The organism is Atopobium sp. BS2 (assembly GCF_000565075.1).
In the GTDB taxonomy this organism is placed as follows: domain Bacteria; phylum Actinomycetota; class Coriobacteriia; order Coriobacteriales; family Atopobiaceae; genus Lancefieldella.
Genome location: NZ_JDFG01000048.1, coordinates 25799 through 37722, shown reverse-complemented (window position 1 = coordinate 37722; position 11924 = coordinate 25799). Strand labels below are relative to the sequence as shown.

Genomic DNA, 11924 nt, shown 5'->3' with positions numbered 1-11924 from the left:
TGTGCCGTGAGTGGTATGTAAGTTTCTATAACCTACTTTGACTGAGCAAGAGCCTGGTCAACGCGCTTTTGAAGCTCGCTGCCCTGAAGCTTGCTGGAGCCACCGGTAATTGGATCGCCCACAAGTCTACCGTTCTGGTCAATAACCATAGTAGTTGGGAACGCTGTGAGGCCTTCGATAACGTGACCGCCATCGCTGTGAGGATCAAGAGCGACGTTTCCGTAGGTAACGCCCTGCTTCTGGAGAATATTCACGGCTTCCTTCTTAGCGTCGTCCGTGTATGCAGCTTCGGCGTTAACACCCAAGACATTGACACCTTTGTCCTTATAGGTATCAGCAAGTTCTTGAAGCATTGGCATCTCCTGAATGCAGCCAGTACAGCCATTGAACCAGAAGGTCAGAACAGTGACCTTATTCTGTCCAAATACGGTGTTGTCATAGGTAGCGCCAGTAGTGATATCTGTTGCCTTAAAATCTGGGAAGGTGTCGCCGTCTTTGAGGTGCAGTTTTGATGCTGCCTCAGGTGGAACTGCAGCAGAATTCTGCTGCTCGGCAGTTGGAGCGGTTGTTGTGCCTGTGTTACCAGTACCACCAACGCTGCATCCAACAAGCGCAACTGCCATAAGTAGGCCAGCGACATACGTCAGGGATTTTGTTACAAATTTTTTCATTTCATAGTCCTTTCTGTCTTTTCTACGTACGAAACGTAGCTATACACGTTTTATGACACTTACTTTATTGAGCTTGTCGCCTGTAGATCAGCCAAGTGCTTTGCTGTAGCAACCTTTTCCGACTGCTCAATTTTCTTGTTGATTAACAGGAGTTTTGCATCAATCGCATGAACAGGACATACCTTTATGCACTCTCCGCAGCGAATGCACTCAAGAGCTGCGTTGTTCTTCGTAATATCTACGTCCATCTTGCATGTACGCGCACACTTTCCGCAGCTTACACAGGTCTTCTCGTCAACTCGATACTGCAAAATTGAGATGCGATTGAACAGAGAATAAAAAGCCCCGAGCGGGCAAATCCATTTGCAAAAAGGACGATAAAACATGATGCTCAATAGCACGACAGTTGCCAGAATGCTGAACTTCATCGTAAAAAGTGTGCCCAGAGCTGCCCTAATGCTGACATCTGCTAAAGAAAGCGGAATTGCTCCCTCGAGAATTCCCTGTGGACAAACATACTTACAGAAATAAGGCTCTCCCATTCCTACAGCATTTTGAATCAAAGCCGGTAGAGCCCAGACAAGCACAATTAATATGACGTACTTCAAATAGCGCAAGGCTTTGAGCTTTTTGGTGCTAAATTTTTTTGGGAATGGAATCTTGTGGAGAAGATCTTGTACCCAGCCAAATGGACAAAGAAATCCGCAGACAAACCTGCCTAGCAAAGTTCCAATGAGAATCAAAATACCCGTAATGTAATACGAGAAGCTGAATTTAGAAGATCCAACTACTGCCTGAAATGCTCCAATCGGGCAAGCTCCCGTAGCTGCTGGGCAAGAATAGCAGTTAAGTCCAGGGACACAGACTGACTTTGCAGGACCAGTATAGATAGTTCCCTTAGCAAAATTTGTTAGGTGAGGGTTAGTCAGAAAGGTTGCGCATGCCTGTACGAAACCTCTTTTAGTGATAAATTCTCGTACTTTCTTTCCAAGAAATTTTATCCCTGAGAACACTTTCACTGCAGGTCACCTAACCAATACCTACACACTCAAGGCAGATTCGTACCGCTTTTCCCAATACGACACTAACCTCTCCGCGAGAAGCGCCATAGACTACAAATGCGCATCCTAATAGCAAAAATAGAATAGGCAGGACACGTAGGCGGCAGCTCCAACCACAAGCTTGCTTTGATTTCATAGATACTCCCTTCTCCTGGCTCTAGTACAACAGAAGGGGTGTTAAATCCCTGTTAAGCTGATTTAAATTTTCCAGGAAGGGTTACGAACAGCTGCACAAATATCTTTTGGATTTCTACGAATATCATGCCAATGCCAATGACAATGACAATGGCAATGGCAATGGCCCTTAAATACATCTTGAATGTGGCTCAAGTGCGGCCCAAAAGATGCCCTGAGACTTTTTATATAAATATCCGAACTTATAAAATATGCAATCACATAAAACCGCAGGTATACGGCACGCAAGAAAATCTGGTCTTATCGCCATCGGCTCGCGAGGCAAATTTCGGATTTGGGAAACACACCAAAGTCGGATAATCTGTCAAAAAGACGTATACATGACGCTGAAAATAGCTAAAGCATGCAGATTATCGTCATTAGATGTGTAAAATGCCCGCATCTGAGCAGAATATCCGACTTTGGTGTGTTCCTTAGGCGCGGAATTTACCTATAGTTAAATCTTTTATATGATGCTATTCATTTTCTAGCATATTAGGTTAAGTTTATGCATAGAAATGTATATCAAGCGGTGCAACCGCCTAGCTGACTGGCTATCTTGATTAGGAACATGTCGATTCTTCAGCGAGACATATCAAAGCAGCGGTATTTTGCGCGCCATGCCTAAAAGCCGACGCTAACACGTTGCAGAAAAAAGCTGGTAATCCAAAAGGATTACCAGCTTAAGGTCAGTATGTTTCTCGTCACATGAGAAAGCCACGTATGAGCAGCGCTTTCGTGCCCGGAGGTTATGCGGGCTCGCGCCCGTTGGACCTGCGGAAACGCCGTGCTCGTTGCGCACTTAGTGGGTTGCGTCCTCGAAGAACTCCCATGCCTGAGCGTCGGTTGCGCCCTCGTGAACGATCATGCGGACAGCCTCAGCCATCTGCAGAGGATGGGTGCTCTGGAAGATGTTGCGGCCCATGTCAACGCCGCGTGCACCCTTGCGGATCACGTCGTATGCAAGGTGCAGAGCGTCGCGCTCAGCGAGCTTCTTGCCGCCAGCAACAACAATTGGAACTGGGCATGCTGCAACGACTTCCTCGAAGTCCTCGCAGTCGTAAGTCTTAACAATCTGGCAGCCCATCTCAGCAATGATACGGGTTGCAAGCTTGAAGAAGCGACCGGTGCGCTCCATATCCTTACCAACAGCGCAAACGCCGAGGGTAGGAATGCTGTAGCGGAAGCCAGCGTTAATGACTTGGCTGAGGTTATCGATGCTGGAGAGCTGGCCATCAGCGCCGATGAAGGTCTGAACAGCCATGCAGTCTGCGTTCATGCGGATAGCGTCCTCAATGTCAACAGCAACAACCTCGTGAGAGAGGTCGGACTGCAGCATAGAAGAACCAGAAGAAACGCGAAGAGCGATGCCCTTAGAAACCTCAGGAGAAACGCAAGTCCTGATTGCGCCACGGGTGCCCATGAAGCAGTCAACGTAAGGAGCAAGCTGTGGAAGCAGCAGGTCAAGACGCTCGAGACCAGCGGTTGAGCCCATGAAGTAACCGTGGTCAAATGCGAACATTACAGTGTTGCCGCTCTTTGGATCAAAGATGTTGGAGAGGTGCTTCTGCATACCCCAGTCGAGGTTGTTTGCACCCTTTACATAAAATCCCTGATTGTTAGCAAAAGGAGTGTCTACGTGATAATCCTTAGCTACTTTCAATCCGTCCAGATCTGCCATGAAAATCCTTTCAATAAAACCTTAAAGCACACAGAGAAGGCGTCTTCTTGGGCGAAGCTGCCTCGCAGGAGAACGTGCCTCGTTCGAGAACGCGTCTCGTAGGAGAATGCGCCTCTTTGGGCGCCCGCCCTGGGAGGACCACCCTCCTCTGCGGCTGAATTACCTCATAAGCTGGCGAGAAGACCGGTCTTCTCGCCAGCCGCGAACTTACGCCTTAAACGTACACCTTGATTAGAAGGAGTAGTTGTTCATGTTCTCCTTGGTGAAGACAAGGCGCTCAGGAAGCAGGACAACGCCGTTGTTCTTATCGCCAGTCTTTGCACCCTCGGAGATGGAGTCGTTAGCCTCAACCTTGACATCACCGATGCTTGGGATGGAGATGGTGTCGCCAACCTTGACCTCGTTACCAGCTGCAAGGAATGCTGCAACGTAGCAACCCATAGCGCCCTGAACTGCGCAGTCCCAGAGGCCCCAGTTGTAGATGGTGCCGTGCTCGCAGTAGGACTTGATGGACTGTGGAGAAGCAAAACCGGTGATGGTGATCTTCTTTGCGTCGTAGCCCTTGTTCTCTGCAGCCTGGAGCTGACCAGGAAGAGCGGTGGAGTCGTTGCAGATGATCAGGTCAATCTCTGGGTAAGCGTCAAGGATTGCCTCACCGATGGTAATTGCCTGCTCTGCGTCCTGGTTGGAGTAGTAGTTCTCGTGGACGTTCTTCCACTTAGGATACTTCTCCTTGATGATCTTCTGTGCAGCTACCTGCCAGGAGTTCTGGTCGGTAACGGTTGCCTGGGAGTAGTGCCAGACGTAGGTGATCTCGTCCTTCTCTGGGTCCTTGCCGCGCTCCTTGAGGCCAGCAACACCCATATCAACAAGCATCTGACCAAGGATCTCTGGAGTACCCTGAGAAACCATGAGGGTACGATCCTCTGGGTTAGCGTCGGAGTCCCAGGTGGTAACTACGATACCAGCAGCAGTTGCCTTCTTCAGTGCGTCGGAAACGCCCTTTGCGTCAACGGTAGAGATGCTGATTGCGTCTACGCCGTTAGCAACCGCCTGGTTGATGACGGAAACCTGAGCGGAAACGGATGCGGTTGCGTCGCCGATGTAATCAACGGTGAAGCCCCACTCCTTGGACTTATCCTGTGCGCCCTTGTTTGCGGACTCGAAGAATGCGTTGCCGGTGACCTTAGGAATAAATGCTACGGTCTTGCCCTTGACGTCTCCGCCACCCTCGGACTTCTTGGTCTCTTCCTTCTTCTCGCCGCCACCACTATTGCAGCCTGCCAGAGCGAGGCCAGCGCTAACTGCGGTAATACCAGCGGCACCAATAAAACCACGACGAGTAATCTCTTGCATAGGTAACCTCCCTTGTCTGTGCCTAAGGCACAATTTCCCCAAAGCTTATGCCTTGGCTTTACTGCTGCTTGAAAGCAGCGATTTCAAAAACGTACCAATATTTGTTCCGCTTGCTGCCGATCGAGCAACGATGACAACAACCAGCAGGACACCAACAGGAATATCCAGGTACTGTGGGCTTACCTTGAAGCACAGTGGCAAGCCGAAGCGCAAGAATGCAATAACAAACGAAGCAAGTGCGGTACCAACAATGGAGCCCTTACCACCAGTAGAGAGCGTGCCACCCAAAACAACTGCGGTGATGATGTCCATGGTGAGGTCGGCGCCAAGATCAGACTTAGCGGTACCCAGGTAAGCAGTCAGAACAACACCTGCAATAACAGCAGAAACTGCGGAAAGCATGTAGGTAGACATGATGACTGCTCGGCTGTTAATGCCTGAGAACTCAGCTGCACTCTGGTTAACGCCAACCAGAGTGATGCGACGACCATACTTGGTCTTGTGCAGCAGAATAAATGCGACGACCAGCATCAGGATGTAGATAAGAAGCTGGAATGGAATGACGCCAAAGAGCTGGAAGTTAGATACAAACTTGAAGTCCTCGGGGAAACCGCCAATTCCCTGGTAGCTCTCGGTCTTGGAGAGCGTGGAGATGAGCAGCGCCAGACCGGAGTACAGGAAGCTGCCGCCCAGGGTAACAACCATTGCTTGCACTCGACAGTACGCAATCAAAAAGCCCGAAAGCGCGCCGCAAGCAACAACCAGGACAAAGGCAACACCCACGGCGCCCCAGATAGGAAGACCAAAGTCCTGCCAACCAACGCCAATAGTGATGGACGTCAGACCAACCAGGGAAGCAACCTGGATATCGATGCCGCCGGTAACCATAACAAGCGTTACAAAAAGCGAGATCATAAAGACTGGCAGGTTGTCGTTAATGCTGGTAAACAGCAGCGCTGGACGCAAAAACTTGCCGTTTGCAGCACCAAAAATCACAAACTCAAGCACGAGCAGGCCAATAAGAATCATGTTCCAGCTTGTCTGGCCCTTAGACAAGAATCCCTTAAGTGTCTTCATCATTAGCGAACACCGCCCTTCTTACCCAAAGGGCTCATAGCTGCCTCTCCAAAGTCTGCAATCTGCTCTGCAAGAACCTCAGAAGTTGCCTTTGGAGAAACACGTGCGTTCAGACGAGCATGCCTGTTCTGAACAATGGAGCGGTGCTGAAGCAGGGCGTCCACAACAACAATGACAATCAGAATAACGCCGGTAATTGCGTTGTCGTAATTTGACGAGAAGCCCATGAAGACCAACAGGTAGCTGATGGATGCCATGATGACGGAACCGACAGCTGCACCAAGGACGGAGCCAACGCCACCAAGCAGACTAACGCCACCAAGAACGCAGGCTGCAATAGCCTTCATCTCGTAGCCGTTACCGCTCATTGGGGTAACAAAGCCAATACGGCTGCAGAAGATGATGCCGCCGATAGCTGCCATAACGCCGCAGATGACGTATGCCAGAATCTTGGTCTGAAGAGCTGGGATACCAACCAGGGTTGCACCGTTAGCGTTATCGCCAACTGCTGCAAACCAGCGACCACGACGGGTCTGGGTCAGTGCAAAGTGAATCAGAATAACCAGTGCAATAACAGCGCAGTAGTAAACGGTGAAGTCACCAATACCAGTTACTGCCGAGAAGTCCTTGAACTCCTTAGGGAGGTTCTCAACCCACTGACCATTGGTGTACACGTAAACAATACCGCGCAGAACGCCGTTGGTACCCAGGGTAAAGATGAGCGATGGAGCCTTCATAACTGCAACGCCCCATGCATTTACCAGGCCAATTGCTACGCCAATAAGAATACCTACCAGGCAAGCAACGGGAAGTGGAGTTCCATCTCTGAGCATGCTGCCAACTACTACAGCAACAAGACCCAGGTTGGAACCAACAGAAACGTCAATCTCACCAATGAACAGGGTGAAGGCCACGCCAACAGCGACCAATGTGTAGACAACGGACGTGTTAAAGCAGGCAGCAATTGTTGCTGGCGTCAAGAATGCAGGATTCATTGCACCAACAATAATAAAGAGAGCAATCAGGAATGCGAGGCTGCTCAGTCCCCTAGCCTTGAGAAGGCGCTTTACAAGATCCATACGTCACCTCCTACAATCCAAATGCAGCGGACATGAGGTTGTCCTGCGTAATTTCTTCTTTTTTGAACTCGTGATTAATGCGTCCCTGGTACATGGTGAACGCGCGATCAGCAAGCTCAATAATCTCTTCCATATCAGAAGAAATTAGAAGAATAGAAACGCCTTGCTTACGAAGCTCCTGCAAAACAGCGTATACATCGCCACGAGCAGCAGCGTCAATACCACGAGTTGGCTCGTCCAAAATAACAACCTTTGGAGCAACCGAGAATGCGCGGCCAATAACAATCTTCTGCTGGTTACCACCAGAGAGGCCGCCTACCTCCTGATCAAGGCCAGTAACCTTGGTACGGAAGTTATCAACGTAGTTCTGAGAAACCCTGTCCTCTTCTTTACGGTTAAGCAACAGCTTACCCAGGGAAGAATTTGCAAGCAGAGAGCTTGTGGTGTTCTCGGCAACGTCGCGAATTCTAAACAGACCGTCGTTAAAGCGGTCCTCTGGGACATAACTCAGACCTGCAGCAATGACATCCTTGGTGGACTTGCCGGTAATGTCTTTACCATCAACAAATACCTTGCCGCCCAAAACCTTATCCATACCGTAAATGGTGGTGGCCATCTCTGATCTACCAGCACCAACGATACCTGCAAGACCAACAATCTCGCCTGGATAAATGTTGAGATTTACGTCAGCAAAGCCATAGCCCGTGAACTCAGCAAGTTCAAAAATTGGCTCTGCGTCGTAATCAATGTTTGCGCTCTCAGCAATCTCTTTCTTAATCTCTGCTGCGTCTGGTGGAAGAAGTCCGCGTACAAGATCTTCTCGCGTAAAGTCCTCTACCTTGCCGCGCATAGCCATAACGCCGTCGCGCAGAATACCAATGCTGGTAGAAATCTCAAAGACCTCTGCCAGGCGGTGTGTAATGTAGATGATGCCAATGTTCTTCTGCTTGAGCTCCTGGACCACCTTAAAGAGGCTCTGTACCTCGTCAAAGGTAAGCGCAGAAGTTGGCTCGTCCAGAATAAGAATCTCGGAGTGGCGCATAAGACCGCGGAGAATCTCAACCATGCCTTGCTCAGCAATAGAAAGCGTCATTGCCTTGCGGTCCAGATCAAGCTCCCAGCCAATCTCTTTCATAGTATCTTCGAGCATCTTGTTGAGCTCAGCTTTTGGAGCCTCAAAACCAATGGTGATGTTCTCTCTAACGGTCATGTTAGGGAACAGCATTGGCTCCTGAGGAACCATATAAATACTGTGTGCAAGCGCGGCCTTAGGGTTGGAGATATCAACCTTTTGACGATCGATAGAAATTTCTCCCTCATCGGCAGAGTAAATACCCATGATGATCTTCATGAGGGTAGATTTACCGGAACCGTTGCCACCAATAAGAGAGATGACCTCTCCTGGCGCCAAATCTAAGTTAATGCCTTTTAATACCTCGTTGGAACCAAATGACTTTCTGATTCCGCGGACGGAAAGAAGTGTGTCACACTGCTCGCACACATCTTTTCCTTCAGGCGACTTTGGGTCAGTGGCATCGATATCGATGTCAAAAGTTTCACCCATAGTACCTCCTACCAAAAATAACAAACGGCCGTACAAAATCTCACACTTTGAAGATATCTATAAATAGACGTTCTTCAAAGCACCGTCACGGCAAACGGTATTATTACTGCCGTGAATGGTATTTTTGATTGTCAAATGAACAATAGTCCGCAATACCCCTATACGCAATTATGGTATTTGTAGTATATCTTCCTGTTAATAGGGAGAATAATTACTATAATGAAGTCTAGTATGTTAGATACAAATGTTTTATCATTAAACAAAAGTATCAACAGGAGGACGGATGGACGAGCAGACATATGCACTAGCCACCAAGGCTGCGTGGTATTACTACATGGAAGATAACACCCAGGCTCAGATTGCTGAGGTCATGGGCGTTTCTCGTGCAAAAGTTATCCGTCTGCTTGAAGAGGCTCGCGCGCAGGGCATTGTTCAGTTCAGCTTCAGAAAGAACGATAGCCAGCGCGTTTCCGCAGAACAGCTCCTTATTGACCGCTTTGGCCTCAAAGACGCTTTTGTGGTGCCAACGCCTCTGGACAGCTCTGCCATTAATCAATCTATTGCTCAGGGCGCAGCTCACTACGTCTCCGATCACCTGCGCGAGGACGGCTACCTCAACATTGGCTACGGCGATACCGTCAGCCGTATGCTGGGATTTCTTGCCAAGAACCGCGAGGAATCACTTAACGTTGTAAGCCTTACGGGCGGCGTAAGCTACTACCTGCCATCCGTTGGCACCACCGCCTACTCCATGCACCTGTTCCTGACACCGTCTCCACTTGTTGTGTCTTCTCGCCAAGTGCGCGATGCACTTCTTGACGAGAAAAGCCTGCAAGACGTGTCCACTATGACGGAATATGCAGACATGAGTGTGGTTGGTATCGGCGCCGCAGTTGAAGGCGCCACCGTTCTGCGCAATGGCATCCTTAACGAGGGCGAGCTGACCGTACTCAAGATGCAGGGGGCTGTCGGCGACGTTTTGAATCACTTTATGGATAAAGACGGCAATCTTATTCAGACAGAAATTGAAGATCGCGTCATTAGTACCGATCTAGACAAGCTTCGCCAGCTTAAGAACGTTGTTGGCGTTGCTGGCGGCAAAGATAAAGTTACGGCAATTAAAGCAGTGCTTAACGGCGGTTATCTGAACGTGCTCATCACGGATTCAGACACCGCTGCTGAGCTGCTTCTTTCGTAAACAAGGAGGATCTGATGAGCAAGTATCTTCTTGCACTAGACGCGGGAACAGGAAGTATTCGCGCCGTTCTCTTTAGTGTTGACGGTGAACAGGTTGGGGTTGCTCAGCGCGAGTGGGAGCACCATGAGGACCCTCGTTGGCCTGGCAGCATGGACTTTGATTGGGTTACTAATTGGCAGCTTGCTCTGGACTGCATCAAAGAGGTTTTGGCAAAGACCTCTATTGACCCTAAAGAAATCGCTGGTATTTCTACTACCTGTATGCGTGAGGGTATCCTCCTGTATGATCAGGATGGCAACGAGATTTGGGCATGCGCTAACGTTGACGCCCGAAGCGTTGACGAGGTCAAGCAGCTCATTGATATGGATCCAGAGCTTGAGAAGAAGATTTACCAGAAGAGTGGTCAGACCTATGCGCTAGGCGCTCTACCTCGTCTTCTTTGGGTTAAGAACAAGATGCCAGAGATCTACAACAAGGCAGCCAAGATTGGCATGTTCAACGACTGGCTTGCTTACAAGCTCACTGGTATTCTGGCGGTTGAGCCATCAAACGGCAGCACTACCGGCATCATGAGCTTGGAAGAACGCGCTTGGGATCCAGAGATTGCAAAGGAGTGCGGTCTTCGTGATGATCTCTTTGGCCAGGTTATCGAGTGCGGAGAAGTTCTTGGCACTGTAACTGCAGACGCCGCAGTAGAGACGGGCCTTGCCGAAGGTACACCTGTTGTTGTCGGCGGCGGTGATTGCCAGCTGGGCATGATTGGCGTTGGCGCTTGCGAGCCTGGCCAGGCTGGCGTTTTTGGTGGTAGCTTCTGGCAGTACGAGTTCAACACCGATAAGAGCACTCCAGACCCAGATTATCGCGTCCGTGTAAACTGCCACGCTATTCCACAGATTTGGCAGTACGAAGCTCTGGCATTCAAGCCTGGTCTGGTTATGCGTTGGTATCGTGACGGCTTCTGCCAGGCAGAAAAGGCCGAAGCAAAAGAGCGCGGCATTGATGACGTGTATGAGGTCATGAACGAGCGCGCTGCAGAGATTCCTGCTGGTAGCCACGGTATGCTTTGCTGCTTCAGTGACGTTATGAACTACATCCACTGGATCCACGCAAGCCCAACGTTCACCAACTTTGAGCTTGATCCAGAGCGTTTCAATAAGTACACCTTCTATCGCGCAATTTTGGAGAACACCGCCCTTCTCGTCCGTGGTCATATTGAGCTGGTCAAAGAAGCTACCGGCAATGAGCCAGACGAGCTCATCTTTGCAGGCGGTGCTTCCAAGTGCTCTCTGTGGGCACAGATTGTTGCCGACGTTACCGGCAAGAACGTCCATATCCCAAAGGTCAAAGAGGCAACTGCCCTGGGCGCCGCTGTCCTTGCGGGCTACGGTGTGGGCATCTATCCAAGCATTGCCGAGGGCGCAAAGCGCGTTGTTAAATGGGATAAGACATTCTCCCCCAACCCAGACAACAAAGCTGTTTACGATCAGCTCTATGTCCAGTGGAAGGATGTTTACAAGAGTCAGCTTGAGCTTGCAGAAGAGGGCAAGGTCAAGAGCATGTGGAGAGCACCTGGCCTGTAAGCGCTAGGAGCGTCGCGCGTTACCGTCGCACGTCACCGCCGCACGTAAACGCCGCGAGGCACGCAAGAAGAACGTTTGGTCGCATCAAAAGTTGCGCCTGAAAGGAAAGCAAGATGTTTATTGTCAACGAGAACGATTTTGAGTACAGGTGCGGAGATCACGGCCCAAAGTACCTGATGAAAGGCCCTCGCATGAACTATGCCATGGTCCAGTTCCAGCCTGGCCAGGATTTCCAAGCTCATTACCACAACATCATGGAGGAGAACTTCCACATTCTTCAAGGCAAGATTGACATTGTGGTTGACGGCGAGGTCCACACCCTCTCGGCTGGCGACTTCATCCACATTGAGCCCGGCGAGGTCCACTACGTCAACAACCCTTACGACGAGCCCATCGTCATGGTCTCAACCCTTGCTCCTTTCCAGGAGGTCGACAAGGTTGAGGTAGAGAACCCTACCTACTAAGATCAACATCTGGCGAGAA

The 11924-nt window shown here is 49.9% G+C and carries 11 protein-coding genes; 3 read left to right on the top strand and 8 right to left on the bottom strand.

Annotated features, from left to right (window positions below; all coding sequences use genetic code 11):
• Positions 1-32 precede the first annotated feature (32 nt).
• The 8 genes from HMPREF1492_RS06830 to HMPREF1492_RS06800 form a co-directional block, all read right to left on the bottom strand.
• Positions 33-671 (bottom strand): TlpA family protein disulfide reductase, encoded by a 639-nt coding sequence (locus HMPREF1492_RS06830; RefSeq protein ID WP_035437364.1) that lies wholly within the window; start codon positions 669-671, stop codon positions 33-35.
• A gap of 59 nt (positions 672-730) precedes the next feature.
• On the bottom strand, positions 731-1690 hold the full coding sequence (locus HMPREF1492_RS06825) for a 4Fe-4S binding protein (RefSeq protein WP_035437360.1): 960 nt from the start codon (positions 1688-1690) through the stop codon (positions 731-733).
• A 10-nt stretch (positions 1691-1700) separates the two neighbouring features.
• Complete coding sequence (locus HMPREF1492_RS07720; protein ID WP_198014354.1) at positions 1701-1868, bottom strand: CD1871A family CXXC motif-containing protein; 168 nt, start codon at positions 1866-1868, stop codon at positions 1701-1703.
• Between the two features lie 840 nt (positions 1869-2708).
• The gene (gene lsrF / locus HMPREF1492_RS06820) at positions 2709-3587 is read right to left on the bottom strand and encodes a 3-hydroxy-5-phosphonooxypentane-2,4-dione thiolase (protein WP_035428381.1); all 879 of its coding nucleotides are present in this window, start codon (positions 3585-3587) and stop codon (positions 2709-2711) included.
• A 231-nt stretch (positions 3588-3818) separates the two neighbouring features.
• Positions 3819-4943: a substrate-binding domain-containing protein gene (locus HMPREF1492_RS06815; protein ID WP_035437357.1), complete on the bottom strand. Its 1125-nt coding sequence runs from the start codon at positions 4941-4943 to the stop codon at positions 3819-3821.
• A gap of 45 nt (positions 4944-4988) precedes the next feature.
• Entirely contained in the window at positions 4989-6023 is a 1035-nt protein-coding gene (locus tag HMPREF1492_RS06810) for an ABC transporter permease (RefSeq protein WP_035437355.1), read from the bottom strand.
• Entirely contained in the window at positions 6023-7099 is a 1077-nt protein-coding gene (locus tag HMPREF1492_RS06805) for an ABC transporter permease (protein WP_035437352.1), read from the bottom strand. The genes HMPREF1492_RS06810 and HMPREF1492_RS06805 overlap by 1 nt, the downstream gene beginning before the upstream one ends.
• A gap of 10 nt (positions 7100-7109) precedes the next feature.
• Positions 7110-8663, bottom strand: a complete 1554-nt coding sequence (locus HMPREF1492_RS06800; RefSeq protein WP_084055005.1) for a sugar ABC transporter ATP-binding protein — start codon at positions 8661-8663, stop codon at positions 7110-7112.
• Between the two features lie 283 nt (positions 8664-8946).
• Here HMPREF1492_RS06800 and HMPREF1492_RS06795 point away from each other — a divergent pair, with 283 nt between their 5' ends.
• From HMPREF1492_RS06795 to HMPREF1492_RS06785, 3 genes are all read left to right on the top strand, one after another.
• Positions 8947-9861 (top strand): sugar-binding transcriptional regulator, encoded by a 915-nt coding sequence (locus tag HMPREF1492_RS06795; RefSeq protein WP_035437349.1) that lies wholly within the window; start codon positions 8947-8949, stop codon positions 9859-9861.
• A gap of 14 nt (positions 9862-9875) precedes the next feature.
• Positions 9876-11441, top strand: a complete 1566-nt coding sequence (gene lsrK, locus HMPREF1492_RS06790) for an autoinducer-2 kinase (protein ID WP_035437344.1) — start codon at positions 9876-9878, stop codon at positions 11439-11441.
• A 113-nt stretch (positions 11442-11554) separates the two neighbouring features.
• Positions 11555-11905, top strand: a complete 351-nt coding sequence (locus HMPREF1492_RS06785; RefSeq protein ID WP_035437342.1) for a cupin domain-containing protein — start codon at positions 11555-11557, stop codon at positions 11903-11905.
• The last annotated feature ends 19 nt before the right edge of the window (positions 11906-11924 follow it).